At 74.0% G+C, this 25,561-nt stretch carries 24 protein-coding genes; 17 read left to right on the forward strand and 7 right to left on the reverse strand.

Annotated features, from left to right (window positions below; genetic code table 11):
- The first annotated feature begins 122 nt into the window (after positions 1-122).
- The 3 genes from QRT03_RS12155 (at position 123) to QRT03_RS12165 (ending at position 2,639) form a co-directional block, all read left to right on the forward strand.
- The gene (locus QRT03_RS12155) at positions 123-1,286 is read left to right on the forward strand and encodes a fatty acid desaturase family protein (RefSeq protein WP_425604831.1); all 1,164 of its coding nucleotides are present in this window, start codon (positions 123-125) and stop codon (positions 1,284-1,286) included.
- A gap of 46 nt (positions 1,287-1,332) precedes the next feature.
- Entirely contained in the window at positions 1,333-2,112 is a 780-nt protein-coding gene (locus tag QRT03_RS12160) for a GAF and ANTAR domain-containing protein (protein WP_286053051.1), read from the forward strand.
- 119 nt (positions 2,113-2,231) lie between these two features.
- Entirely contained in the window at positions 2,232-2,639 is a 408-nt protein-coding gene (locus QRT03_RS12165; protein ID WP_286053052.1) for a hypothetical protein, read from the forward strand.
- Between the two features lie 22 nt (positions 2,640-2,661).
- On the opposite strand, the gene QRT03_RS12170 is transcribed toward QRT03_RS12165, so the two are convergent.
- Complete coding sequence (locus QRT03_RS12170; protein WP_286053053.1) at positions 2,662-3,978, reverse strand: PucR family transcriptional regulator; 1,317 nt, start codon at positions 3,976-3,978, stop codon at positions 2,662-2,664.
- Positions 3,979-4,107: 129 nt separating this feature from the next.
- Here QRT03_RS12170 and QRT03_RS12175 point away from each other — a divergent pair, with 129 nt between their 5' ends.
- From QRT03_RS12175 to QRT03_RS12195, 5 genes are read left to right on the forward strand one after another with little or no spacing between them, the layout of a single operon-like run.
- The gene (locus QRT03_RS12175; protein ID WP_286053054.1) at positions 4,108-5,307 is read left to right on the forward strand and encodes an alpha/beta hydrolase; all 1,200 of its coding nucleotides are present in this window, start codon (positions 4,108-4,110) and stop codon (positions 5,305-5,307) included.
- 54 nt (positions 5,308-5,361) lie between these two features.
- Positions 5,362-7,437 carry a threonine--tRNA ligase gene (thrS, locus tag QRT03_RS12180; RefSeq protein WP_286053055.1) on the forward strand — a complete coding sequence of 692 codons (2,076 nt, stop codon included), beginning with the start codon at positions 5,362-5,364 and terminating at the stop codon, positions 7,435-7,437.
- Positions 7,434-8,054 (forward strand): HIT family protein, encoded by a 621-nt coding sequence (locus QRT03_RS12185; RefSeq protein WP_286053057.1) that lies wholly within the window; start codon positions 7,434-7,436, stop codon positions 8,052-8,054. Before thrS ends, QRT03_RS12185 begins: the two co-directional genes overlap by 4 nt.
- Positions 8,051-8,707: a phosphatidylinositol phosphate synthase gene (gene pgsA / locus QRT03_RS12190; RefSeq protein WP_286053059.1), complete on the forward strand. Its 657-nt coding sequence runs from the start codon at positions 8,051-8,053 to the stop codon at positions 8,705-8,707. The genes QRT03_RS12185 and pgsA overlap by 4 nt, the downstream gene beginning before the upstream one ends.
- Positions 8,704-9,663: a phosphatidylinositol mannoside acyltransferase gene (locus QRT03_RS12195; RefSeq protein ID WP_286053060.1), complete on the forward strand. Its 960-nt coding sequence runs from the start codon at positions 8,704-8,706 to the stop codon at positions 9,661-9,663. Before pgsA ends, QRT03_RS12195 begins: the two co-directional genes overlap by 4 nt.
- Here the strand turns inward: QRT03_RS12195 and QRT03_RS12200 are convergent.
- Together QRT03_RS12200 and QRT03_RS12205 are read right to left on the reverse strand one after the other, a co-directional pair.
- On the reverse strand, positions 9,579-10,241 hold the full coding sequence (locus QRT03_RS12200) for a DUF427 domain-containing protein (RefSeq protein WP_286053061.1): 663 nt from the start codon (positions 10,239-10,241) through the stop codon (positions 9,579-9,581). The genes QRT03_RS12195 and QRT03_RS12200 overlap by 85 nt on opposite strands.
- A complete protein-coding gene (locus tag QRT03_RS12205; protein ID WP_286053062.1) occupies positions 10,238-10,618 on the reverse strand; it encodes a hypothetical protein in 381 nt (126 codons plus the stop codon). Before QRT03_RS12205 ends, QRT03_RS12200 begins: the two co-directional genes overlap by 4 nt.
- Positions 10,619-10,685: 67 nt before the next feature.
- Between QRT03_RS12205 and QRT03_RS12210 the strand changes: the two genes are divergently transcribed.
- Genes QRT03_RS12210 through QRT03_RS12220 form a run of 3 tightly spaced genes read left to right on the forward strand, consistent with a single transcriptional unit; the run spans position 10,686 to position 13,248 of the window.
- Positions 10,686-11,225 carry a CGNR zinc finger domain-containing protein gene (locus QRT03_RS12210; protein WP_286053063.1) on the forward strand — a complete coding sequence of 180 codons (540 nt, stop codon included), beginning with the start codon at positions 10,686-10,688 and terminating at the stop codon, positions 11,223-11,225.
- A gap of 49 nt (positions 11,226-11,274) precedes the next feature.
- The gene (locus QRT03_RS12215; RefSeq protein WP_286053064.1) at positions 11,275-11,997 is read left to right on the forward strand and encodes a GntR family transcriptional regulator; all 723 of its coding nucleotides are present in this window, start codon (positions 11,275-11,277) and stop codon (positions 11,995-11,997) included.
- A gap of 42 nt (positions 11,998-12,039) precedes the next feature.
- The gene (locus QRT03_RS12220) at positions 12,040-13,248 is read left to right on the forward strand and encodes an alpha/beta hydrolase (RefSeq protein WP_286053065.1); all 1,209 of its coding nucleotides are present in this window, start codon (positions 12,040-12,042) and stop codon (positions 13,246-13,248) included.
- Positions 13,249-13,255: 7 nt separating this feature from the next.
- Here the strand turns inward: QRT03_RS12220 and QRT03_RS12225 are convergent, their stop codons facing one another.
- Both QRT03_RS12225 and QRT03_RS12230 read right to left on the reverse strand, forming a co-directional pair.
- Positions 13,256-14,149 carry an SDR family oxidoreductase gene (locus QRT03_RS12225; RefSeq protein WP_286053066.1) on the reverse strand — a complete coding sequence of 298 codons (894 nt, stop codon included), beginning with the start codon at positions 14,147-14,149 and terminating at the stop codon, positions 13,256-13,258.
- Between the two features lie 32 nt (positions 14,150-14,181).
- Positions 14,182-15,291 carry an adenylate/guanylate cyclase domain-containing protein gene (locus tag QRT03_RS12230; protein WP_286053068.1) on the reverse strand — a complete coding sequence of 370 codons (1,110 nt, stop codon included), beginning with the start codon at positions 15,289-15,291 and terminating at the stop codon, positions 14,182-14,184.
- 105 nt (positions 15,292-15,396) lie between these two features.
- Here QRT03_RS12230 and QRT03_RS12235 point away from each other — a divergent pair, with 105 nt between their 5' ends.
- The 6 genes from QRT03_RS12235 (at position 15,397) to QRT03_RS12260 (ending at position 23,361) form a co-directional block, all read left to right on the forward strand.
- Complete coding sequence (locus QRT03_RS12235) at positions 15,397-16,611, forward strand: ROK family transcriptional regulator (protein WP_286053070.1); 1,215 nt, start codon at positions 15,397-15,399, stop codon at positions 16,609-16,611.
- Positions 16,612-16,780: 169 nt separating this feature from the next.
- Positions 16,781-17,587 carry a trehalose-phosphatase gene (gene otsB / locus QRT03_RS12240; protein WP_286053071.1) on the forward strand — a complete coding sequence of 269 codons (807 nt, stop codon included), beginning with the start codon at positions 16,781-16,783 and terminating at the stop codon, positions 17,585-17,587.
- A 32-nt stretch (positions 17,588-17,619) separates the two neighbouring features.
- Positions 17,620-20,115: a glycoside hydrolase family 65 protein gene (locus tag QRT03_RS12245; RefSeq protein WP_286053072.1), complete on the forward strand. Its 2,496-nt coding sequence runs from the start codon at positions 17,620-17,622 to the stop codon at positions 20,113-20,115.
- 9 nt (positions 20,116-20,124) lie between these two features.
- Positions 20,125-20,880 carry an HAD family hydrolase gene (locus QRT03_RS12250; protein ID WP_286053073.1) on the forward strand — a complete coding sequence of 252 codons (756 nt, stop codon included), beginning with the start codon at positions 20,125-20,127 and terminating at the stop codon, positions 20,878-20,880.
- Between the two features lie 7 nt (positions 20,881-20,887).
- A complete protein-coding gene (locus tag QRT03_RS12255; protein WP_286053075.1) occupies positions 20,888-21,892 on the forward strand; it encodes an ROK family glucokinase in 1,005 nt (334 codons plus the stop codon).
- Positions 21,889-23,361, forward strand: a complete 1,473-nt coding sequence (locus tag QRT03_RS12260; RefSeq protein ID WP_286053076.1) for a sugar porter family MFS transporter — start codon at positions 21,889-21,891, stop codon at positions 23,359-23,361. Before QRT03_RS12255 ends, QRT03_RS12260 begins: the two co-directional genes overlap by 4 nt.
- On the opposite strand, the gene QRT03_RS12265 is transcribed toward QRT03_RS12260, so the two are convergent.
- The gene (locus tag QRT03_RS12265; RefSeq protein ID WP_286053077.1) at positions 23,307-25,238 is read right to left on the reverse strand and encodes a DUF6596 domain-containing protein; all 1,932 of its coding nucleotides are present in this window, start codon (positions 25,236-25,238) and stop codon (positions 23,307-23,309) included. The genes QRT03_RS12260 and QRT03_RS12265 overlap by 55 nt on opposite strands.
- Positions 25,238-25,549, reverse strand: a complete 312-nt coding sequence (locus QRT03_RS12270; protein ID WP_286053078.1) for a YciI family protein — start codon at positions 25,547-25,549, stop codon at positions 25,238-25,240. Before QRT03_RS12270 ends, QRT03_RS12265 begins: the two co-directional genes overlap by 1 nt.
- Positions 25,550-25,561 lie beyond the last annotated feature (12 nt).

Consider the following 25,561-nt stretch of genomic DNA (forward strand, 5'->3'; position numbering starts at 1 on the left):
TCATGACCACGCTCGACCACTCGCCGCTCACGAACCCGGCCGTCATCCCGGATCACGTCACCCGGATCAACGAGGCCAAGACCCCCACCGGGCCCGGCCGTCCCGGCGCGTCGACCGCGCACATCACGGCGTCCACGGCCCACCTGTCGGTCGAGGACATCGAGCGCATCGGCGCCGAGCTCGAGGCGATCCGCGACGAGGTCATGTCATCGCTCGGCCAGGCCGACGCGAACTACATCCGGCGCGTGATCCGCACCCAGCGCGGATGCGAGATCGCCGGGCGCGTGCTGCTGCTCGGGGCGCTCTTCCCGCCGGCGTTCGTGCTCGGGACGGCCTCGCTCGCCGTCGCGAAGATCCTCGAGAACATGGAGATCGGGCACAACGTCCTGCACGGGCAGTGGGACTGGATGCGCGACCCGGAGATCCACTCCACGACGTGGGAGTGGGACCACGTCTCCACCGCGGCCGGGTGGCAGCAGACGCACAACTACCTGCACCACACCTACACCAACGTGCAGGGCAAGGACCGCGACATCGGCTACAACGTGCTGCGGGTCGACCCCGACCAGCCGTGGCAGCCGATCCACCTGATCCAGCCGCTGACGAACATGGGCCTCGCGCTCATCTTCGAGTGGGGCATCGGGATGTTCGACCTGGAGCTCGACGACGTCGCCGAGGGCAGGGCGACCTGGCGCGACAAGATGCCCGAGATCAAGAAGATGGCGCGCAAGGCGGGCAAGCAGCTGGCCAAGGACTACGTCGTGTTCCCGGCGCTGTCGGGCCCGTCGTTCGTCCCGGCCGCGGTCGGCGCCCTGCTCGCCAACACGATCCGGAACATCTGGTCGCACGCGGTGATCTTCTGCGGGCACTTCCCGGTCGAGGTCGAGACCTTCGACGAGGAGCGCCTGGAGAACGAGACGCAGGCCGAGTGGTACGTCCGGCAGATGCTCGGCTCGGCCAACATCGAGGGCTCCGCGCTGCTGCACATCATGACCGGGAACCTCTCCCACCAGATCGAGCACCACGTCTTCCCGGACATGCCCTCCAACCGCTACTCCACGATCGCGCCGAAGGTGCGCGACCTGTGCCGGCGCTACGGGCTGCCCTACCACTCGGGCCCGATGTGGAAGCAGTACGGCGGCGTGCTGTGGAAGATCGCGCGGCTGTCGGTGCCGGGTGGGCACGAGACCATCGAGAAGCGCCGCCGGAAGGCACTGCCGGTGGGCCGGAAGGCCGCGGCGACGCTGCGCCGGTTGCGCGATCGTGCCGTACCGCAGGCCGCCTGAACCGCGCTCTCGCCGGGTTCTGCCCCGACCCGCCTATGATCCGACCGTGACGGACGAGCGGCGTTGGCGGGAGGATCGGGAGCGGTTCGTGGACAGCAACCAGGACGATGCGCTGGGACCGCTCGCGGAGCAGTTCGTCTCCCTGGGCGAGGCGCTGTGCGCCGCGCCGGAGGAGGAGGGCGTGCAGGGGGTCCTGGAGCGGATCGTCCGGGCCGCGCGGGACATCACGGGCGCGGACGTCGTCTCCGTGACGCTGCGCGACGGGAACGGGTTCACCACCCCGGTGGAGACCGATCCGGTGGCCACGAAGGCCGACGCGGTACAGTACGAGTTCGTCGAGGGCCCGTGCGTCGAGGCCACGCTGGACGGCGGGATCGGCTACGCGGCGTCCGCGGACCTGCGGCAGGACTCCCGCTGGTCGCGCTTCGGTCCGGCGGCCGCCGACCTCGGTCTGCACGCGGTGTTCGCGACCGGGATGTTCCCCGGACAGGACGCCCGGCCACGCCTCGGAGCGCTGAACTACTACTCACGCCGGGTCGGCGGGCTGGACGACGTCGACCGCGACATGGCACTGGTGTTCGCCACGCACGCCGCGGTCGCGCTCAAGGGTGCGCAGGCGGTGGAGGCCGCGCAGTTGCGCGCCTCCCAGCTCCAGGAGGCGGTGGCCTCCCGCGACGTCATCGGGCAGGCCAAGGGCATCCTCATGGAACGGCGTGGCCTGTCCGCCGACGAGGCGTTCGACACCCTGCGCCGCACCTCGCAGGAGCTGAACATCAAGCTCCGCGATCTCGCCGCGACCCTCGCGACCCGCCGCGCCGACCTGTAGGTCCGTCACGCTGCGCGATCGCATGGCGCGTTTCCGTCGAGTAGGGTGCCGGGAAAGCCGAGCGTCGCCCGTGGAGACCGCGCGGGGCCGTCGTGTCCCCACGCGCGCTGGAGGTCTCCGTGGCCGCACCCACCCCGTTCGAGATTCCCGTCGGCCTCGACGAACGACGCCGCGAGGCGCTGGCGACCGCCGTGCGTCGCGCCGTCGGCGGGATCGGCACCAGCTGGTACGACGAGGGGTGCGTGGCGCTCGCCGTCGTCGGCCCGGCCGGTCCGGCGCAGGTCCGTGCCCTGCGGGACCTCCGCCCGCAGCTCGCCCGGGAGGCGTGGGCGGAGCTGGTGGTCGACCTGTCCGGGCTGGAGGGCGACTGCGGCCCGGCCCTGGTCCGCGTCCTCGGGCAGCTCCGCGTGCAGCGGCTGACCGCCGGCGCGCGGGTCGAGCTGCACGGCGCGCCCCCGGAGGTCGTCTCCGAACTGGGGGCGCAGCCGGCGACGGAGTTCACCGTGCACGACGCACCGAGCGTCTGACCCGCGGTCAGCCCTCGACGACTCAGCCCTCGACGGCGGGCTCCGCGAACGGCCCCCCGAAGCGGAGCGCCAGCGCGACCTCGAGGCGGGCGACCGGGTCGTCGAGGGCCCCGGCGAACGACTCCTTGAGCCGCGCGAGCCGGTAGCGGACCGTCTGCGGGTGCACGTGCAGCGTGCCCGCGGTCTCGGCCACGTCCCCGTGCGCATCCAGCCACGCCCGCAGGGTCTCCACCGCGCGGTCGCGGGCGGAGGAGGTCATGCGCCGCAGCGGTTCCAGGCGCTGGGCGACCAGGTCGGTCGTCACGGAGACGTCGGCGTGCAGGAGCAGGCTGAGCAGGTGGTCGTCCGCGCGGACCAGGCCCGACGGCGGACGGGAGCCCCGGGAGGGCTCGTCGTCGGGAACGGAGATCTCCCCGGCCGCCACCAACGGCCACGCGCTGCGGGCCCGGGCCACGGTGCGGGCGACGAGGTCGACCGGCACCGACGGTCCGACGACCGCAGGGACGCCGGCGGTGGCGTCGGCGAGGTAGTCGGCCCGCCCGGGTGCGTCCGGGTCGGGGACGACGAGCACGCCGAGCCCGTCGACCCGCGCGCCGAGCACGTCCGGGGGCATGCGGCGGAAGACCGCCTGCAGGGCCTCCTCGTCGCACACGACGACCGCGAGCGACCGCGGCAGCGACCACTCCGCGTCGCGGGCGAGCCGCTCGAGCTCGGGGCCCTCCGGCGGCGGGGTGCGGAGCAGCGTCGCGACCAGGGTGTGCCGGCGGGCCTGGCGGGAGCCCGCGGTGAGGCTCTGCTCGTGCGCGTAGCCGGCCACGGACGCCGCGGCGAGCTGCTCGGTGTACTCGAAGAGCGCCTCGGCCAGCCGGAAGATGCCGTCCGAGTCCAGGCCGTAGGCGTCGCTGCCCGCCGAGATGCGCCGCCACATGACGCGGGTGCCGACGCGGTAGGCGCTCTGCAGCGCGTCCATCGTCCGGCCGTGCCGGTGCTCCACCCGGCCGAGCTCGAAGTAGACGCGGGTGTCGGGCAGGTCGTCGTCGGTGCCGAGCAGCTGCAGGAACTGCTCCAGCGCCACCGACACCCCCCGGCGGATGTTCTGGCCGAACACGCCGTTCATCGACAGGGCGTACTCGGCGATCTGCGCGCGGACCTGTTCGATGATGTCGTCGCCGGTGTCGAGGATGACCGCACGCATCCGGTCGGCGGCCTCGGGCGGGACGTCGGCCCAGGGATGACGGCGGGACGGGTCGGTGTGGGCGCAGCCGTCCACCGCGCGCAGGGGCGTGCGGGCGGGCTCGTCCGCCCGCACCTCCGCCTCGGCCCTCGCCTCGTCCGCCACGGCGCCATTGTGGCCCAGACCGGGCCGACCGGGGGAATCCGGCGATCCGGACCACAGGGACCTCACAGGCCCCGCCGATCGTCCGGCCTGCCCCGGACGCGGACACTGGATCACGACGAGGAGGTGGGGGTGCCGGCGCACGGGAGACGGGCCGCGGCCACCGCGGTGCTGGGTGGGGTGTCGGCCGCGCTGGTCGCGACGGCGGGCTTCCGGCCCCTGACCCGCCGCTGGCCCGCGGCGGTCGGGGCCTCGCTGCTGGCGGCCTTCGCCACGGAGCTGCCCCGGCCGACGGCCGCGCTCACCGGGGCCGTCGCGCTGTCCGCGGCCCGGCGCGGGGCGTGGCGCTCGGGGCCCGGCCGGGTCGGGCTGGCGCTCGCCGGGGCGTCGGTGCTGGGGCTGGTCGAGCTGGACCGGCGGGCGCGGGCGACCGACGGGGTGCTGCGCGACGCGCTGTCGGCGGCCCTCGGGACCCGGTCGCCGGATCCGGAACCGCCGGCCTGGCTCTCCCCGCGGGCGATCACCGCGCCGCGCCGCTTCCGGGCCGCCGGTGCCCGCGACGTCCCCTACGGCCCGCACGGGCGGGCGAACCTCCTCGACGTCTGGCGCCACCCCGCCCTGCCCGACGACGCCCAGGCCCCCGTCGTGGTGGAGATCCACGGCGGGGCGTGGTCGTCGGGGACCAAGGAGGGCGACGCGAACCCGCTGCTCGCCTTCCTCGTCTCGCGCGGCTGGGTCGGCGTCTCGGTGAACTACCGTCTCGGGCCCGCGCACCGCTGGCCGGCGCAGATCGACGACGTGCGCGCGGCGCTGCGCTGGGTGCACGAGCACGTCGGCGAGCACGGGGGAGACCCGTCGTTCGTGGCCGTCTCCGGGGGCTCGGCCGGCGCGCACCTGGCGGCGCTCGCCGCGCTGACCGACGGCGGGGTGCACGCCGCCGTCACGCTCTACGGCATCTACGACCTCACCGTCGACGACGGCAGCGGGACCCTCGACGAGCTGCTGGCCGAGACGATGATGTCCGGGACGCCGGAGGACTGGGCGGACGCGTCGCCGACCCACCGGGTGTCGGCGGACGCGCCGCCGTTCCTCGTGCTGCACGGGACCGGGGACGCCGTCGTCGTCCCGGAGCAGAGCCGGGGCTTCGTCCGGGCGCTGCGCGCGGTGTCCCGGGCGCCCGTCGCGTACGCCGAGCTGCCGCACGCCCAGCACGGGTTCGACGCGCTGCCGACCCCGCGGACGATGCTCGTCGTCCGGGCGGTGGAGGCGTTCCTGGTCGGGGTGCGGGGGCACCGGCCGCCGCCCCCGAACGGGGTCGCCGGCGCTCGATAGGCTGGACACGCACCCGGTGGGTACCCACCGGACCCTCGACCCAGGAGTTCCGCCGTGTCCTCGCCTGCCTCGCCCGCCTCCACCCAGCACGTCCGGGTCGCCGCGGGCACGACGGCGGGTGCGGCCGTGCGCGAGGCCGGGTTCCCGGGCAGCGGACCGCAGGCCGTCGTCGTCGTGAAGGCCCCCGACGGCACCCTCAAGGACCTGGCGTGGGCGCCGGAGGAGGACGTCGACGTCACCCCGGTCGCGGCCGACACCGAGGACGGCCGGGCGGTCATCCGGCACAGCGCCGCGCACGTGCTCGCGCAGGCCGTGCAGCAGCGCTTCCCGGACGCCAAGCTCGGCATCGGCCCGCCCGTGGCCGACGGCTTCTACTACGACTTCGCGGTGGACACCCCGTTCACGCCCGAGGACCTCGCGGACCTCGAGAAGTCGATGAAGAAGATCATCAAGGCCAAGCAGCGGTTCGCCCGTCGTGAGTACGCCTCGCTGGACGAGGCCCGCGCGGAGCTGGAGGACGAGCCCTTCAAGCTCGAGCTGGTCGACCTCAAGGGCACCGACGCGGACCAGGACTCCGAGATCATGGAGGTCGGCGCGGGGGAGCTCACCGCGTACGACAACATCCACGCCCACACCGGCGAGCGGGTGTGGGGCGACCTGTGCCGCGGACCGCACGTCCCCACCACCGGGTACATCCCGGCCTTCAAGGTCACCCGCAGCGCGGCGGCCTACTGGCGCGGCGACCAGCGCAACGCCCAGCTGCAGCGCATCTACGGCACCGCGTGGGAGTCCCAGGAGGCCCAGGACGCCTATCTGGAGCGCCTCGCCGAGGCCGAGCGGCGCGATCACCGGCGGCTGGGCTCCGAGCTCGACCTGTTCAGCTTCCCCGACGAGATCGGCTCCGGCCTCGCGGTGTTCCACCCCAAGGGCGGGGTGATCCGCAAGGAGCTGGAGGACTACTCGCGGCAGCGGCACGCCGAGGCCGGCTACGAGTTCGTCAACACCCCGCACGCCACCAAGGGCTCGCTGTTCGAGCTCTCCGGGCACCTGCAGTGGTACGCGGAGGGCATGTACCCGCCCATGCAGCTCGACGAGGAGCGGGGTCCCGACGGCGAGCTCAAGCGGGCCGCCGTCGACTACTACCTCAAGCCGATGAACTGCCCGATGCACAACCTGATCTACCGGTCGCGTGGGCGGTCCTACCGCGAACTGCCGCTGCGGCTCTTCGAGTTCGGCACCGTGTACCGGTACGAGAAGTCCGGCGTGGTGCACGGCCTGACCCGCGCCCGGGGCTTCACCCAGGACGACGCGCACATCTACTGCACGCGCGACCAGATGGCCGGGGAGATCACCTCGCTGCTGGAGTTCGTCCTGGGCCTGCTGCGCGACTACGGCCTCGACGACTTCTACCTCGAGCTCTCCACCCGCAACCCGGAGAAGTCGATCGGGTCCGACGAGGAGTGGGTGGAGGCCACCGACGCGCTGCGGGAGGCCGCGTCGTCGTTCGGCCTCGACCTCGTCGACGACCCGGGCGGCGCCGCCTTCTACGCCCCCAAGATCAGCGTGCAGGCCAAGGACGCGATCGGGCGCTACTGGCAGATGTCGACGATCCAGGTCGACCTGATGCTGCCCGACCGGTTCGAGCTGGAGTACACCGCGTCGGACGGCTCGCGGCAGCGTCCGGTGATGATCCACCGCGCGCTGTTCGGGTCGATCGAGCGGTTCTTCGGCGTGCTCACCGAGCACTACGCCGGCGCGTTCCCGGCCTGGCTCGCCCCGGTGCAGGCCGTGGCGATCCCGGTGTCGCACGACCAGGCGGACCACGTCGACGGCATCGTCGGGAAGCTCCGGGCGCTCGGGCTGCGGGTCGAGGCGGACCACTCCGACGACCGCATGCAGAAGAAGATCCGCACGCACACCCTGCAGAAGGTGCCGTTCCTGCTGCTCGCGGGCGGGAAGGACGCCGAGGCCGACGCGGTCTCGTTCCGGTTCCGCGACGGCAGCCAGGTCAACGGCGTGCCGGTGGACACCGCGGTCGAGGCGCTGGCCGACTGGGTCGCGACCCGGGAGAACACCTCCCCGGACGAGGCGTCGTTCGGTCCGCGGGTGGCCGGGGCCGGAGTGGCATGACCACGGGTGACGGGCTGCCGCCCCAGCCGGGGCGGCCCGACTCCGGGGTGCCCGTCCGGCACCCGGCGGGGGCCGACGAACTGAACGGTGCCGGCACCCCGGACGGCTTCCGCCGGCTCTGGGCCCCGCACCGGATGGCCTACATCGCCGGGGAGCAGGGCACCGGTGAGGTCGACGGCGGGTGCCCGCTGTGTGCCATCCCCGGCCGGTCCGACGCCGACGGCCTCGTCGTGGCCCGTGGCGAGCAGGTGTACGCGGTGCTCAACCTGCACCCCTACAACCCGGGGCACCTCATGGTGGTGCCCTACCGGCACGTCGCCGAGCTCGACGAGCTCACCGACGACGAGTCGTCGGAACTGATGCGCTTCACGCAGCAGGCGGTGCGCGCGCTGCGGGCGATGTCCGCGCCGCACGGGTTCAACGTCGGGATCAACCTCGGCCACGTCGCCGGGGGGTCACTGGCCGACCACCTGCACCAGCACGTCGTCCCCCGCTGGGGCGGCGACGCCAACTTCATCACCGTCATCGGCCAGACGAAGGTCATCCCGGCGCTGCTCGCGGAGACCCGGGAACGGCTGGCGGAGGTCTGGGCCGAGATCTCGAAGGACGAGCGATGATCAACGAGTGGGGACGCGCGGCCGTCAACCGCAGCGTCGAACCGGCCGGTCGGTGGCTCGTCCGCCGCGGCCTCCACCCCGACGCCATGACCGCGTTCGGGACGGCGGGCGCCGCCGGCTTCGCGATCTGGCTGATCCCCACCGGGCACCTCTTCGCCGCCGCGATGATCGTGTGGGGCTTCGCGATGCTCGACGTCCTCGACGGGGCCATGGCCCGCGCCCGCGGGGTGTCGAGCCCGTTCGGCGGCGTGCTCGACTCGGTGTGCGACCGGTTCGTCGACGGCGCGGTGTTCGGCAGCATCGCCTTCTGGGCGGCCTCGCAGGACCGGTGGCTCGTCGCCGTGCTCGCCCTGGTGTGTCTGGTCAGCGGGCAGTTGATCTCCTACGTGAAGGCGCGGGCGGAGTCCGACGGCCTGCGTGGCGGGGGCGGGGTCGTCGAACGGGCCGAGCGGCTGATCCTCGGTCTCACCGGCATCGGGCTGACCGGACTGGGTCTGTGGTGGGCCGTGGACGTCGCGCTGTGGCTGCTCGCCGTGGGCTCGGTCGTGACCGTCGTGCAGCGGATGCACACGGTCTGGGTCTCGGCGCGCGAGCAGTACGGCGCCGCGACCGGGCGGACGGACGCGCCGGAACCCACGCGGGAGGCCGGGTGACGGCCGCCGAGCGCGCCGCCGACCTCGGGTACGCCGCCGGGTGGCGGCTCGTGCGGGAGCTGCCCGAGCCGGTCGCCCGGGGCGCGTTCGACCTCGGCGCCGACCTCGCCGCGTGGCGCGGCGGGCCGGGTGTCCGGCGGCTGCGCGCGAACTACGCGCGGGTGCGGCCGGACCTCCCGGCCGAGGCCCTGGACGAGCTGACCCGGGCCGGCGTCCGGTCGTACGCGCGCTACTGGCGCGAGGCGTTCCGGCTGCCGGCCATGGACGTGACGGCACTGGCCGACGAGGTCGACGACGACGTCGTCGGGCGCGAACACCTGGACGCCGCGCTCGCCCGCGGACGCGGCGCGGTGGTCGCGCTGACCCACTCCGGCAACTGGGACGTGGTCGGCGCCTGGGCGGTGCAGCGCTACGGCGGGTTCGCCACGGTGGCCGAGCGTCTGCGTCCGGAGTCGTTGTTCCAGCGGTTCGTGGCCTACCGCGAGTCCCTGGGCTTCGAGATCCTGCCGATGACCGGGGCAGAGGCACCCGTGCGGGGACTGCTCCGGGCCCTGCGGGCGGGTCGGATCGTGTGCCTGGTCGCGGATCGCGACCTCTCCCACCGCGGGGTCGGCGTCGACTTCTTCGGGCACCGCGCCGCGATGCCGCCCGGCCCGGCCTCGCTGGCGGCGGCGACCGGTGCACCGTTGCTCCCGCTCGGGTGCTGGTTCACCGAGCGCGGCTGGGGGTTCCGCATCCACGAGCCGATCACGGTCGGCTCCCGCGACGACGTGCCCGCCGCGACCCAGGCGATGGCCGACGCGTTCGCGGGCGAGATCGCGGAGCACCCGCAGGACTGGCACATGCTGCAGCGGATCTGGCCGGACCTCGGTCAGTCCACCTCGACGTCCACCCGGGTGTCGTCGAACGCGACCAGTCCGGCGATCGCGGCGAGGGCCGGCGTCGGGGACCCGTAGCTCCAGGCGACGTCGGCCAGGTCGCCCGAGCCCCACCACGCGGTGGTGACGCCCTTGTACGGGCACCGGGTCACGGTGTCGGTCGGCGTGAGCCGGGTGAGGTCGACGTCGACGGGGTCGAGGTACCACCGCGGCGGGAGCCCGGTCTCGAACACCGCCACCGGCGCGGTCGACCGCGCGAGGAGGTCCGAGGAGCCCGGGAGCCGGACGGTGACCGTGCGGTCGGAGCGCACTGCGTCGACGCGCACGTAGGGGCTGCGCGGGTGCCCGTGGACGGGCTCGGACTCCTCGAACCACGCGAGGTCGTCGTGCAGCGGGACGACGACGTGGTCGGGCAGGTCGGGGGCGGCGTGCCCGCGGGCGGCGAGCCGCTCGGCGAGGTCGGCGCGCGGCACCGCGTACTGCGGGTAGTACGGGTGCTCCCAGACGTAGAGCGCCCGGATGGTGTCCAGGGCCCACCCGTCGTCGTCGCGGGCCCGGATCCGCCGCGGGCAGGGCGCGACGTGACCCGCGGCGACGGGCGGACCGGGGAAGTGGCCCGGCGGGATGCCGGCGGCGGCCGGCCGGGACGCGGTCATCGCACGCTCACCGGCGTCGTGGTGGAGCGGGCGAGCAGGACGTCGCGGAACTGTTCCCACTGCTCGGGGCGGCCGACCCAGCGGACCCGGCCCGGCGAGTCCCGGAGCAGGCGCAGCAGGGCCAGGCGGTCCCGCGCGCGGGCGGGGGCGGTCAGGGCGGGGTGGTTCGTGACGTGCGCGCGCAGGTGCCCGGGGTCGAGGACGACGACGTGGTCGGCCGCGGCGAGACGGCCCGGTTCGGTGAGGTCGGCGGGGTCGGCCACGTCCGCGACGGCGAGACCGACCAGCAACTGCGCGGCGTGCGCGGCGGCCTCATGCCCCCGGGGGTCGGGGCGCGCCGGGACGACGAGGACGCTCGGGAGGGGCGACGGGGTCATGGAAGGCCTCCGTGATAAGGGGTAAAGTGCGGCTTACGCACTTACCGTAGAGGCCGTGGAGTAAGGGATGCAAGTACCTTTTGACGATTACGTGTGGTCGGCCGGCGTCACGACCGACCTCGTCAACACGATGCCGGGCGTGTGGCGCGGGATCGACCAGCTCCCCGACCGGGACGCCCTGCGTGCCTTCCTGGACGAGCACGGGCTCGGCGGGGTGCCGGCCGTGGACGTCGCGGGGGTGCACGCCGTGCGCGACCGGTTGCGGCCGCTGATCGAGTCCGCGGACGCGGACGAGCGCGTGGCGGGCGCGACCGCGCTGACCGGGGCGATCGGGCACGTCACGCTCGACGGCGACGAGTGGGTCGCGGTGCTGCCGGAGGACGGTGGGGTCGCCGAGGTGCTCGGGGTGGTCGGTGGGCTGGGCCTGCTCGCGGTGCAGCGGCACCTCGGCCCGGAACGGTTCCGGCCCTGCTCGTCGGACACCTGCTCCGGGGTCTTCGTCGACACCAGCCGGCCGGGCCGGCGCCGGTACTGCATGCCCGGCCACTGCGGGAACCGTGTCAACGTCGCCAACCACCGTGCCCGTCGGCGGGGCGCGGCCACGTAAGCGGTTGCGGGTACCCGCGGTACCGGCAAGTCGTGGTAGGACCAGAGGTGTGCCCCAGTCCCGGGTCTCCCAGGTGCAGACCGAGGTGGAGCGGCTCTGCCGCGCCCTCGGCCCCGGTGCGCTGCTGCCGGGGGAGCGCGAGCTCGCCGAGACCTGTGCGGTGTCGCGCTCCACGGTGCGGCTCGCGCTCGCCGAGCTGACCAGCCGGCGCGTCGTGGAGCGCCGCCACGGCGCCGGCACCTACGCCCGGCGCACCGCGCCCGCCCAGCCGCTCGACGCGCTCTCCTTCCGTGACGACATGGCGCGCCGCGGGCTGCGACCCGACAGCCGGCTGCTGTGGAGCGACGAGATCGTCGCCGACGACGACCTCGCCGCCGCGTTGGCCGTCGAGCCGGGGGAGGAGGTCCTGCGGGTGGCGCGCCTGCGCCTGGCCGACGGGGAGCCGATGGCCCGGGAGCTCCTCCACGTCGCGCGGACGGTCGCACCCGACCTCGCCGGCCGGGAGCTCGACGACGGGGCCTCGTGGTACGACCTGCTGGCCGCGCGCTACGGCCGCCGCGTCGTCGACGGCACCCAGACCGTGGAGCCGGTGCTCGTCGCCGGACAGGACGCCGCGCTGCTCGAGGTCGCGGACGGCAGCCCCGCCTGGCGGTTCGTCCGGACCTCGCGGGACGAGTCCGGCGAGGTCGTGGAATGGGTGGACGCGCTCGTGCGGGCGGACCGCTACCTGGTGGAGCTGCCCATCACCCGACCGCGGGACCGTGATCGCTGAGCCCGGTCGCCGCCCCAGGGTGCGCCCGTAGTCTGCGTGCCCGTGACGCCCACCCGCGCCCCCCGCCGACGGCTCGCCGGCGCCCTCCTGGCCGGCGTGGCGCTGGTCGTGCTCGGCCTCGCGGCGCTGGCCGTGGTGCTGATCGCGCTGGGTGCCCTGGTGCCCGGGCTCGGCCCGCTGTCCGGCTACGCGACGATCACGGTGCCGGGATACGGGCCGACGCTCGTGGTCGTCGGGCTGGTCGTGGTGCTCCTCGCCCTGGTGGTGCGGTTGCGGCTGCGCCGGGCGGGGACCGTCGTCGCCGTGCTGGGCGGGGTCGGCACCGTCGCGCTCGGCGTCGTGGTCGGGCTGGTGGTGAGCGCGGCCGGGCAGGCGGGCGGGTCGGTCGACCTGGTCCGGGCCGTCGACCCGCACGGCGGGGGGTCCGTCCCGGACGGCTACCCGCAGTACGGCACCGGCCCGGACGGGGCGCCGCTGCACGCCGCGGTGTACCGCCCCGGCGGCGCCCGCGGTCCCGTCCCGGTGTTCGTGTACGTGCACGGCGGCGGCTGGGTCGGCGGGTCGGAGCTGGACAACTCCGCGGACATGCGGTGGTTCGCCGACCAGGGGCGCCTCGTCGTGAGCGTCGGCTACACGCTCGCCACGCGCGACCGCCCGACCTGGGACCTCGCGGGCGCCCAGGTCGCGTGCGCACTCGCGCAGGTCGCGGCGCTCGCCCCGGGGCAGGGCGGCGACCCGTCCCGGCTCGTGCTCTCCGGGGACTCGGCAGGCGGGCAGCTCGCGGTGTCGGTCGCGTACCACGCGGCGTCGGGAACCCAGGCGTCCGCGTGCGGCGGGCGCGTCCCGGTCCCACGAGGGGTGCTCGTGCAGTACCCGGCCGTCGATCCCGCGGGCGCGTGGGAGGAGGGACGGGTCCCGGGCGACCCCGGCAACGCCGCGCGCGGCTTCCAGGAGGCCTACACCGGCGGGACCCCGGAGCAGGTCCCGGACCGGTACACCGCCGTCGCGGGCGTCCCGGCGATCACGCCGGCCGCGCCCCCGACCCTCGTCCTGGCGCCCACCGACGACGAGTTGGTGCCGCCGGACGGGGTCGCGGCCTTCGTCGACGCGGCCCGGGCGACGGGGGTGGACGCGACCCTGGTGCGCATCCCCTACGCGAACCACGCCTACGACATCGGCGGCGTGAGCTCGCTCGGCAACCAGGTGCGGCGGAGCGTCAGCCAGGCGTGGCTGGGCGCCCGCGGCTGGTGACTCCTGGTCAGTGCAGGGCCCAGGCATCGGGCTGCGTCCCGTCGAGGTCGGTGACGCCGTAGGCCCGGGCCAGCTCGCCCGCCGTCACCGAGGCCTGGTTCCACCGGGCCCGGTCCGGGTCGGCGGCCAGTGCCGCGATGCCGCGCCCGACGAAGCGCGGCGTCTCGGACTGCGCGAATCCCTCCGGGGCCCGCTCCAGCGCGTCGCGCCAGGTCTCCTCGGTGACCCCGTAGGCCTCGAGCATCAGCTCCGAGCGCATCCAGCCCGGTGTCACCGCGAGCGCGATCGCCCCGTGAGGGGTCAGCTCGTGGCCCTGCGACCAGCCGAGGCGGTTGACCGCGACCTTCGCGAGGTCGTAGTACGCGGAGATCCGGTAGTTCTCCGCGTTGAAGGCCGTGGTGCCGTCGGTGACCTCGACGACGAGCCCGCCGGACCGCTCCAGCAGCAGCGGCAGCAGGTGGTGCGAGGTGATCAGGTGGGTGTCGATCGCGAGGCGCAGGATGCGCAGGCCGACCGCGAGGTCGTGCTCCCAGACCGGGGTGTTCCACTCCGGCGGCGCGCCCTTGAGGTCCTCCGCGCCCCAGATGTCGTTGACCAGCACGTCGATGCCGCCGTACTCCGCCCGCAGCTCCGCGGCCAGCGCCGCCACCCGGTCGGGCTCCAGGTGGTCGACCTGCCGCGCGACCCCGGTGCCGCCCAGCTCCGTGACCAGCTCCGCGGTGCCCTCGATCGTCTCCGGACGCCCCGCGTAGTCCGACACCACGTCCGCGCGCCCGGAGCGGCTGGACCGGCCGGTGCACACCACGGTCGCCCCCGCCTCGCCGAACGCGGCCGCGATCCCGCGCCCGGCCCCCCGGGTCGCCCCCGCCACCACGACGACTGAACCCCGCAGATCGGTCATGGTCGGCACTGTGCCCGAGGGGTCCGACAGTCTCAGGCGGGTCGGGTCAGGTCCACGACCGCGAGGGTCCCCGCGTCGCGGACCGCCTTCCCGTCGTCGCCGGCGAGCTCGCCGAGGGGACGGTAGGTCAGGTGCAGCGGCTCGATGCCGAGGGCCGCGGCGTCGTCGGGCGTGAGGCGCTCGACGAGGGGCTTCGACGCCAGCGTCTGTCCGCCCGTCGCGACGTGCTCCACCCGGGCGCACTCGGTCACCGCGTCGCCGAGCGCGGTGACCTCCAGGCGGCCGCCCGTGACGATCTGGCCGATGTAGAGGTCGGCCCCCCAGTGGACGCCGAGGTTGACCCGGCACGCCTCCACGCCCACCCCGGCGTCCGCGAGGTCGGCGACGATCGCCTCCATCTCGCCGGGCAGCGCCAGGGCGACCGCGAGCGCGGCGCGGGCCGCCGGCGACTCGCCGTCCTCGGCCAGGAAGAACGCGCTGGCCCCGTCGCCGGCGTGCTTCCCGACGATCCCACCGTGCCGGGCGACCAGGTCGTCGAACGCCGTGGTGAAGCGCCGGATCAGGTCGAAGTACGCGGGGGTCGGCAGCCGGCGCGACAGCGGCCCGGACGAGTCGATGTCGGCGAAGAGCACGGCGGTGGGACGGCGACCCGGTTCGGTCAGGTCGGCCATCCGCGTGAACATGGCCTCGTCGCCCTCGCTGACCAGGGCGAGCACGCGGGCGGGGAGCAGCGGCGCGAAGACGGTCGCGGTCCCGGCGAGCGTGCCGTCCCGCGTGCGGACCGAGAGGCCGAGCATCCCCACCGGACGCTCCCGGTGGGCCAGGTGCAGCGCCACGGTGGAGACCCAGACCGGCGGGAGGTCGGCCCCGGGGTCCAGCCGCCGCCCCAGGTCGCGCCGCAGCTGTGCGCGGGTCTCCTCGGTGAGCATGGACCGCCACACCGGCAGTTCCAGGCCCTCGTCGACGTGCATCCCGTGGCCGACCTCGGTCTCCGGGTCCGCGCCCGCCAGCTGGAGCATCTGCTCGGAGACCCAGCGCAGCCGGCCCTCGTGGTCGTAGACCTGCGCCGCGGTCCGACCCGCGGCCAGCGCGTCGATCACGGACTGGCGCAGATCGGCGAGGTCCGGGTCCGAATCGCTCACACGGACGGACGCTAGTGCTGCTCCGTCCGCGCCGCTCCGCGAGCGTCGTCCGCCGATGTGCGGACCGATGGTGACACAGAACACTGGAAGCGTTAAGTTCATCGGATGAACACGGTGGGGCCCGGCTCACCGGCCGGGCTGCGGGAGGCGAACCGTCGCCGCGTGCTCGACGCCGTCCTCGCGGCCGGGGAGCCGACGCAGTCCGGCATCGCCGCCGCGACCGGCCTCGCCCCCGCGACCGTCTCGAACATCGTGCGCGACCTCGGCCGCGAGGGCCGGCTGACCGCCTCGACCGCGGTGCGGGGAGGACGGCGGGTGCGGGTCGTCCGGCTCGCCCCGATCCCGGGCGTCGTCGCCGGCATCGATTTCGGTCACCGCCACGTGCGCGTGGGGGTGTGCGCGTCCTCCACGCCCAGCGGCGACGACGGCGCCGACGCCCCGGGACGCCTGCTCGCCGAACGCTCCACCGACCTCCCGGAGGGACACGAGGCGGCGGACGGCCTCGACGCCGCCGCCGCGCTGCTCGCCGACGCGCTCGCGGCCGCCGGCCGGCAGGAGGCCGACCTGCTCGCCGTCGGGATCGGCCTGCCCGCCCCGGTCGACGCCCGGACCGGTGCCGTGGGCGAGCCCGGCATCCTTCCCGGCTGGGTGGGCATCCGGGCCGCGCCCGTCGCCGCGGACCGGCTCGGCGTGCCGGTCGTCGTGGACAACGACGCCCTGCTCGGCACCCTCGCCGAGCAGGCCTGGGGAGCGCTGTACGACGTGGAGGAGGGCATCTACCTCAAGCTCTCCGACGGCGTGGGCGCCGGTCTGGTGCTCGGCGGCCGGCCGTACCGGGGGCGGGCCGGGACGGCGGGCGAGCTCGGGCACGTCGTCGTGGACGACTCGGGTGGGCCACCCGGCGGCGCGGTGTGCCGGTGCGGCAACCGCGGGTGCCTCGAGACGTGGGCCTCCACCGCCACCGTCGTCGGCCTCCTCGAGCCGCTGCTCGGCGCCCCCCTCACGGTCTCCGAGGTGGTGGCGCGGGCGCGGGGCGGGCACGCGCCGTCGCGCCGCGTGCTGGCCGACACCGGCGGGCAGGTGGGGCGGGCGCTGGGCGGGCTGTGCAGCGTCCTGACCCCGGAGCGCATCGTCGTCGGCGGCGAGCTGGCCCAGGCGGGAGAGCTCCTGCTGGACCCGATGCGCGCCGCGCTGGAGCGCTGGGCGCTCCCCGGGGCGGCGGACGGCGTGGAGCTGACGACGGCCCGGCTCGGCGCGCACGCCCACGTCCTCGGCGCCGTCGCCCTGGCGCTCGAACACGTCCTCACATCGCGCGGTTGACGGTGTGCGGGAGCCCGTGCCGGGGCACCACACGCGTGCCAAGATCGACGTCGACGCGTTCATCGGTTGACCGCGCAACGTGTCGGATTTAGCCTGTGAAGAGCGTCACAAGCCTGCCGGGAACTCTCCCGGGTGGCCCGGGGCGCACGCCGACGTGGAGGTCGCATCGATGAGCGCGCGAGCGTCCCAGCTGCCCGATCCGGGCACCGTGCTCACCGAGCGGGGCGCAGCGGACTCGTCCTACGCGGTCTTCCTGGACTACGACGGGGTGCTCACCCCGATCGTGGACCGTCCGATGGACGCGATCATGACCGACGAGATGCGCCGCATCGTCTCCGAGCTCGCGAAGCGCGCCAGCGTGTGCGTGGTCTCGGGCCGCGACCGGCCGGTGATCTCGCAGCTCATGGGGCTCGACGACCTCGTGGTGGCCGGCAGTCACGGCTTCGACATCCACAGCCCGGAGACGGGCCGGATCACCCATGACGCCTCGGAGGGCTTCGAGGAGCTCGTCGCCGAGGTCACGCGGGAGGTCCAGGAGCGCGCCGCGGGGATCGAGGGCACGCTCGTCGAGCCCAAGCACGCCTCGGTGGCCCTGCACTACCGCGCGGTCGAGGAGTCCGCCCACGCGCAGGTGCAGCGGGTCGTCGACGACGTCCTCGCCGCGCACCCCGGCGAGCTGCGGGTGACGCCCGGCAAGTTCGTCCACGAGATCCAGCCGAAGATCGACTGGAACAAGGGCCGGGCCGTCGAGCACCTCCTCGACGTGCTCGACCTGCGCGCGCCCGGCGTCCTGCCGATCTACGTCGGCGACGACATCACCGACGAGGACGCCTTCTCCGCCCCGAGCATCGCCGACGGCGGGCTCGGGGTGCTCGTGATCGACCCGGCCGACGCCGACGCCCGCGAGACCGCCGCCGCCGCGGTGCTCGCCGACGTCGACGCGGTCGGCGCCTTCCTCGACCAGCTCGCCCGCTGACACCTGAGTCAGGCAGTAGGAGGAGAACGACGGTGACCACCGACGAGCAGTCCGAAGGCTGGACCCTCACCTGGCGCGGCCTCGACGCCGACGAGGAGGGCCTGCGCGAGGCCCTGTCCTCGACGGGCAACGGCTACTTCTGCACCCGCGGCGCCGCGGAGTGGGAGGAGACCGACCCGCCCAGGCACTACGCCGGGACCTACGCCCACGGCGCCTACAACCGCGAGACGACGATCCTCGGCGGGCGCCCGGTGCTCAACGAGGACCTGGTCAACCTCCCGAACTGGCTCACCCTGATGCTGCGCATCGAGGGCGAGGAGGCCATCACCCTCGACAACGTCGAGGTGCTGGACTACGAGCACTCCTACGACATCCGCACCGCCCTGGTCACGCGCACGATGCGCTTCCGGGACCGCAAGGGCCGGGAGTCCACGCTGCGGAGCCGCCGCTTCGTGTCGATGGCGCACAGCCACCAGGCGGCGCTGGAGTGGGTGCTGACCCCGGAGAACTGGTCCGGTCAGATCGGCATCGTCACCGCGATCGACGGCCGCGTCGACAACACCATGGTCGCCCGCTACCGCGACCTCGAGGGCCGCCACCTCGACCCGGTCAGCCCGCGGACCTTCGGGCCGGAGATCATCGCGCTGAAGGTGCGCACCCGGCAGTCGAACCTCTACGTCTCCGAGGCCGCCCGCACCCGGGTGGCGCGCAGCCGCGGACGCTCGTGGCAGGCCGTCGAGCCGAAGCGCACGTTGCACCAGATGAACGACTACATCCAGCAGGTGCTCGACCTCGAGGCGCACGAGGGTGAGGCCATCAAGGTCGAGAAGCTGGTGTCGTTCTTCACCAGCCACGACAACGCGATCACCGAGACGCTGACCGCGGCCGGGCGCCACGTCGAGCGCTACCCCGACTTCGCCGAGGCCTTCGCCGAGCACGAGTCGGCCTGGACCGAGCTCTGGGACGTCTGCGCGATCGACCTGCCGTCCGAACCCCGCGTCCAGCTGCTGCTGCGTTTCCACACCGCGCACGTCCTGCAGGTCTGCTCCCGGCACACCGCCCGCCACGACGCCGGGGTCCCGGCGCGGGGGCTCAACGGCGAGGCCTACCGCGGTCACGTGTTCTGGGACGAGCTCTACGTCTACCCGTTCCTCAACTTCCGGCTGCCCGAGATCACGCGCGGGCTGCTGATGTACCGGTACCGGCGCCTCGCCGAGGCCCGCGCCGCCGCCGCGGAGGCCGGCTACTCGGGGGCGATGTTCCCGTGGCAGTCGGGCTCGGACGGCACCGAGGAGACCCAGGTCGTCCACCTCAACCCGCTCTCGGGGCAGTGGGACCCGGACCACTCGCACAACCAGCGCCACGTGAACGCGGCGATCTTCTACAACGTCTGGCAGTACTACCAGGCCACCGACGACCTGGAGTTCCTGCGCGACTACGGCGCCGAGCTGATGCTCGAGATCGCCCGGTTCTGGGCCTCGATCGCGCACAAGAACCCGCAGACCGGGCGCTACGAGATCCACGGCGTGATGGGGCCGGACGAGTTCCACGAGGGCTACCCGGGCGCGGAGACCGGGGGCCTGCGCAACAACGCCTACACCAACGTCATGGTCGCGTGGATCTGCTCGACCGCGCCCAAGGTGCTCGACCTGCTGACCGGCAGCCGCCGCCGGGCCCTGCGCAGCCGCCTCGGCATCACCGACGCCGAGATCGCGCGCTGGGAGGAGATGACGCGGCTGATGTACGTGCCGACCCACGACGTGGGCGACGGCCACCGCGTGGTCAGCCAGTTCGAGGGCTACGAGGCGCTCGAGGAGCTGGACTGGGAGGGCTACCGGGCCCGGCACACCAACATCCAGCGCATGGACCGCATCCTCAAGGCCGAGGGCGACGACCCGGACCGCTACAAGGTCGCCAAGCAGGCCGACGCGGTGATGCTGTTCTTCCTGTTCTCCGACGTCGAGCTGCGCGAGACGCTGGACCGCCTCGGCTACGGCGAGGTCGCCGACGATCCCGACTTCGCCCGCCGCGCGATCGACTACTACGACCACCGCACCTCGCACGGCTCGACGCTGTCGCTGGTGGCGCACGCCTCGGTGCTGGCCGGCATCGACCCGACGTCGTCGTGGGAGCGGTTCCTGGTCGCGCTGGAGTCCGACGTGGGCGACGTGCAGGGCGGCACGACCAAGGAGGGCATCCACATGGGGGTCATGTCGGGGACCCTCGACCTCCTGCAGCGCGCCTACGTCGGGTGCGACGTGCGCGACGGCGTCCTGCACTTCGCGCCGCGCGTCACCTCGCGACTCGACGGGCTGCGCTACTCGATGGTCTTCCAGGGCACGTCACTGCACGTGTCGGTCGCCGGCGGAGAGCTGGTCGTCGAGGTGGCGACGGAGGGCTTCTCGCACCCGATCAAGGTCGGGATCGGCGGCGAGGTGCGGGAGATGGGCGCGGGGGACCGGGCCGCGGTGCGCCTCCGGGACGACTTCGCCGACCCGTCCGTGCAGTCCGAGCTCGAGCACGTCTGAGGAGGAGAAGTGGCAGCGAACGGCGCCTTCCGGGGCGGCATCTTCGACGTCGACGGTGTGCTCGTCGACTCCCCGCACGAGCAGGCCTGGCGGGAGTCGCTCCAGGAGCTCATGGAGGGCCCCTGGTCCGACATCCGCGAGCAGACCTCCTGGACGCGGGAGGGCTTCACCTCCGAGGTCTACCACCAGCGGATGTCCGGGAAGCCGCGCAAGGCCGGTGCGACCGCGGCCCTGGAGTACTTCGGCGTGCCGGACATCGAGTCCCGCGTGGCCGAGTACGGCGAGTACAAGCAGGACATGATCATCCGCCTGATCAAGGAGGGACGGTTCTCGGCGTACGAGGACGCCGTCCGCTTCGTGATCGCGGTGAAGGAGGCGGGCATCCCGATCGCCGCGGCCTCGTCGTCGAAGAACGCGAAGCTCTTCCTGGAGAAGATCGACCTGGCCAACTACGGCGGGTCGGGGAACCTGCACGAGGTCTTCGACGTCGACGTCTCCGGCCGCGACTTCGCCCAGGGCAAGCCCCACCCGGAGATCTTCCTGACGGCGGCGAAGGAGCTCGGCGTCGACCCGGGCGACGCCTTCGTCTGCGAGGACGCCACGAACGGCATCCAGGCGGCCAAGGCCGGCGAGTTCGCCGCGATCGGGGTCGCCCGCGCGGACGACTCCGACGCGCTCGCGGCCGAGGGGGCCGACATCGTGGTGACCGACATGGGGACCATCGACGTCGCGAAGCTGGCGTCGCACGAGCTGGCGACGAAGTGAGCACGCCATGACCGAACCCGCGGAGGTCCCCGGCGACGGGCTGACCGTCGGCGTCGACGTGGGCGGTACCAAGATCGCCGCCGGTGTCGTCGACGGCAGCGGGAAGCTGCTCGCGCACACCCGTCGCGAGACCCCGGCGAAGTCGACCGAGGGTGTGCTGTCCGGCATCGCGGACGCGGTGCGGGAGCTGGCGGGCGCGCACGAGGTGCACGCGGTCGGCATCGGGGCCGCGGGCTTCGTGGACGCGAACCGCTCGACGGTGATGTTCGCGCCCAACCTGGCGTGGCGGGACGAGGACCTGCGGACGAAGCTCACCGTCGCGCTCGGCCTGCCCGTCGTCGTCGAGAACGACGCGAACGTGGTCGCGTGGTCGGAGTCGCGGTTCGGCGCGGGCCGCGACCACGACGACCTGGTGGCGATCACGATCGGCACCGGGGTCGGCGGCGGGATCGTCGTCGGCGGCCGGCTGCTGCGTGGCGGTTTCGGGGTCGCGGCCGAGATCGGCCACATCACGATGGTCCCCTACGGCCGGCGCTGCGGGTGCGGGCTGCAGGGCTGCTGGGAGCAGTACGGCTCCGGGCGTGCCCTGGTCACGGAGGCCCGCGAGATCGCCCGGCACTCGCCCGCGTTCGCCGCGGGTCTGCTCGAGCGCGCAGGAGGCGACCCGGACGCGATCTCCGGGGAGATGGTCACCGAGCTCGCCCAGCGGGGCGACGTCGGTGCCCTGCACTGCTTCGACGAGATCGGCCGGTGGATCGGTCTGGGCTGCGCCCAGCTCGCCGCGGTGCTGGACCCGTCGTTGTTCGTCATCGGTGGCGGGGTGTCCGAGGCGGGGGAGGTGCTGCGGAGCCGGGTCGAGGCGACCTTCCGCGGCAACCTCACGGGCCGCGGCCACCGTCCGGTGGCGGAGGTCCGCCTGGCCGAACTCGGCTGGGAGGCGGGAATGGTCGGCGCCGCCGACCTGGCACGTACTCATCCCGACACCGCTGTCACGAGAGGTAGCACGTCATGACCACTGATCAGCCGGTCGGGCCGGGGGGCTCGTCGGTCTCGCCCGGAGCCTCCGGGAACCAGCCGCAGACGACGACGAAGGCCATCCTGGTCTCGATCGTCGCCGCCGTCGGCGGCTTCCTGTTCGGGTTCGACTCCAGCGTCATCAACGGCGCCGTCGACGCCCTGAACAACCAGTTCGACCTGACGAACAGCCCGCTCCTGTCCGGCTTCGCGGTGGCCTGTGCCCTGCTCGGCTCGGCGGTCGGCGCGTGGTTCGCCGGTCCGGTCGCCGACCGCTACGGCCGCGTCCGCGTCATGCTCATCGCGGCCGCGCTGTTCGCAATCAGCTCGATCGGCTCCGGCCTGGCCTTCGCGGTCTGGGACCTCATCATCTGGCGCATCCTCGCCGGGGTCGGCATCGGTATCGCGTCCGTGATCGCCCCGGCGTACATCGCGGAGATCGCCCCGGCGCACATCCGCGGCCGGCTGGGCTCGCTGCAGCAGATGGCGATCGTGCTCGGCATCTTCGTCGCGCTGCTCTCCGACGCCCTGCTCGCCGGGGTCGCGGGCGGTGCCGCGAACGAGTTCTGGATCGGGCTCGAGGCCTGGCGCTGGATGTTCCTGGTCGGCGTCATCCCCTCGGTGATCTACGCGCTGCTCGCCCTGCGCATCCCGGAGTCCCCGCGCTACCTGGTGGCCAAGGGACAGATGGAGAAGGCGACCGAGGTCCTGGCGTCGGTCGAGGCCCGGTCGCGGGAGTCGGTGCAGCACAAGATCACCGAGATCGCGGAGTCGCTGCGCCGGGACGTCAAGCCGTCGCTGCGCGACCTCTCCGGGGAGCGCTTCGGCCTCAAGCCGATCGTCTGGGTCGGCATCCTGCTGTCGGTCTTCCAGCAGTTCGTCGGCATCAACGTGATCTTCTACTACTCGACGACGCTGTGGCAGGCCGTCGGGTTCTCGGAGTCCGACTCGTTCACCGCGTCGGTGATCAACGGTCTGATCAACGTGCTGTCGACCATCGTCGCGATCCTCATCGTCGACAAGGTCGGGCGCCGGCCGATGCTGCTCGCGGGCTCGCTCGGCATGACGATCACGCTCGGCGTCATGGCCGTGGCGTTCTCGCAGTCGGTGCCGACCGTGAGCGAGAGCGGCGAGGCGACCGTGGGCCTGCCCGGCGCCTGGGGCCCGATCGCCCTGGTGGCGGCGAACCTGTTCGTCGTCGCGTTCGCGATCACCTGGGGTCCGGTGGTCTGGGTGCTGCTCGGTGAGATCTTCCCGAACTACCTGCGTGCCGCCGCGCTGTCCGTCGCGGCCGCCGCGCAGTGGATCGCGAACTTCCTCATCACGGTGACGTTCCAGTCGCTGGCCGACGTGGGGCTGACGCTCGCGTACGGGCTCTACACGGCGTTCGCCCTGATCTCGTTCTTCTTCGTCTACCGATCGATCGAGGAGACGAAGGGCAAGGAGCTCGAGGAGATGACGGCCTGACGGCCCGATGAGCGCAGTGACCTCAACGTCGAGCCGCCGGAGGCCTGCTTGAACAGGTACTCGGCGCGCTCGTAGGAGAGCCGGCGACGCCCGGTGTGCGGACACAGGTCCCGCGCACCGGGCGTTCGCGTCGGTCCGGGCCGCCGGTCGGAGAGGAACAGCGGCCCGCCCGTCCGGCTCCCGACGAGGGCCCGCAGCAGCCCGGCGGTGGCGGGGGAGAAGCGCGCCGTCCCCGCCCGGCGTCCGGGGAGGTCCAGGTCCTCGACGTCGAGGCCGAGCACGTCGGTGACGGTGGCGCCGGTGTCCGCGAGCAGCGCCCACAACGTCCGCTCGCGCAGGGCACCGTCGGGCACGACGGGCGGCACAGCCGCCGCCGCGCGCGGCGCCGGGGTCCGGGCGTCGAGCTCGCCGGCGAGCTCCGGTCGCCCGAGCCACGTCCCGAAGGAGCGGACGGCGGCCCGGTGCCGGTTCCACGTGGCGGGGGAGACCGCCCGCCAGGTGGTCGTGACGACGGCGGCCACCCCCGGGGCGTCGAGCGCGGACAGCGGCAGCGCGTCGCCGAGGGCGCCCACCAGCCGGTGCAGGGTCTGGCCGTAGGAGCGGCGCGACGCCGCCGAGAGGTCCTCCCGGGCCAGGAACCCGTCGACCGCCGGTCCGAGCGTCGGCCCGGTGGCCGCGGCCGCGGCGAGCGCGTCGGCGCGGCGCAGCAGCACGGCCCGTTCCGCCGCGTTCGCGGTGAGAGCGGCCGCCCGCCGCCACTCGATCCTCGCCTCGGCGTCGCGGCCCAGCCGGGCCAGGAGGTCGGCCCGGACGGCCGGGAGCAGGTGGTAGTCGCGCAGCGCACCCTCGCCCGCGAGTTCCTCGACGGCGGCGAGGGCGGCCTCGGGGCCGTGCGCCCGGCCGAGGGCCACGGCCCGGTTCAGCCGCACCACCGGCGTCGGCAGCACCGCGACCAGCAGGTCGTAGAGCGCCGCGACCTGGACCCAGTCGGTGCCCTCCGGGCGGGCGTGCCCGACGGCGATCGCGGCCTGGAGCACGTACGGGCCGGGCGGGCCGACCTGCACCTCGCGGGCGCGCAGCAGGGCGGTCAGGCCGCGGCGGACCGCGGCGTCGTCCCAGCGCGTGCGGTCCTGCTCGTCGAGGGGGACCGGCGCGCCGGTCGCGTCGGTGCGGGCCGCCGACCGCGAGGCCTGGAGCTCCATCAGGGCCAGCAGGCCGTGCGCCTCGGGCTCGTCCGGCGTGTGTCCGGCGAGCAGCCGGCCGAGGCGCAGCGCCTCGTCGACCAGGGCCGGGCGCAGCAGGTCGTCGCCCGCGGTCGCGGTGTAGCCCTCGTTGAACACGAGGTACACGACCTCGAGGACCGAGCCGAGCCGCTCGCCCGGGACGTCCGGTGGGTGGACGCCGAGTTCGGCGAGGGTGCGCTTCGCATGCGCGATCCGGGCCACGACCTGCGGCTCGTGCAGCAGGAACGCCCGCGCGATCTCCGCCGTCGACAGGCCGGCGACGAGCCGCAGCGTCATCGCGGTGCGTTCCTCGCGGGCGAGGGCGGGGTGGCACGTGAGGAGCATCAGGCGGACGGCGTCGTCGGTGTCCGGCACCGGCTCGTCGTCGGGGGCCGGGCCGGCCTCGTCGAGGACGTCGAGGCGGCCGACCCGGCGCAGGTGGTCGACGGCGCGGCGGCGGGCGACCGTGGTCAGCCACGCCGCCGGCGCGTCGGGGACGCCCGCGGTCGGCCACTGCTCGAGCGCCGCGACCAGGGCGTCCTGGGCGAGCTCCTCGGCGAGGCCGACGTCGCCGACCATGCGCACCAGCCCGCCGACGATCGTCGCGGATTCGGCGCGCCAGACGGCGGCGGCGACCTCCCCGGGGTCGTCCATCAGGGCCCGAAGACCTGGTGGATCGTCGACTGCCCGTCACCGACGACGGCGCGGAAGCGCTTCGCGACCTCGAGCGCCTCGTCCCAGGACTCCGCGTCGATGATCGCGAAGCCCAGGATCGCCTCCTTCGCCTCCACGAACGGCCCGTCGGTCACGGTGATCTCGTCCCCGTGCGACTCCATGCGGCGGGAGTCCGGGGCGAGGCCGCCGGTCAGGACGAGGTGCCCGGACGCGGTCATCTCGTCGATGAAGGCGCCCATCTCGGCGAAGAGGGCCTCGTCGGGCCGACGGCTGTTCTCACCGGTCGTCATGAGGAATCGCAT

Source organism: Actinomycetospora termitidis (assembly GCF_030286555.1).
GTDB lineage: Bacteria > Actinomycetota > Actinomycetes > Mycobacteriales > Pseudonocardiaceae > Actinomycetospora > Actinomycetospora termitidis.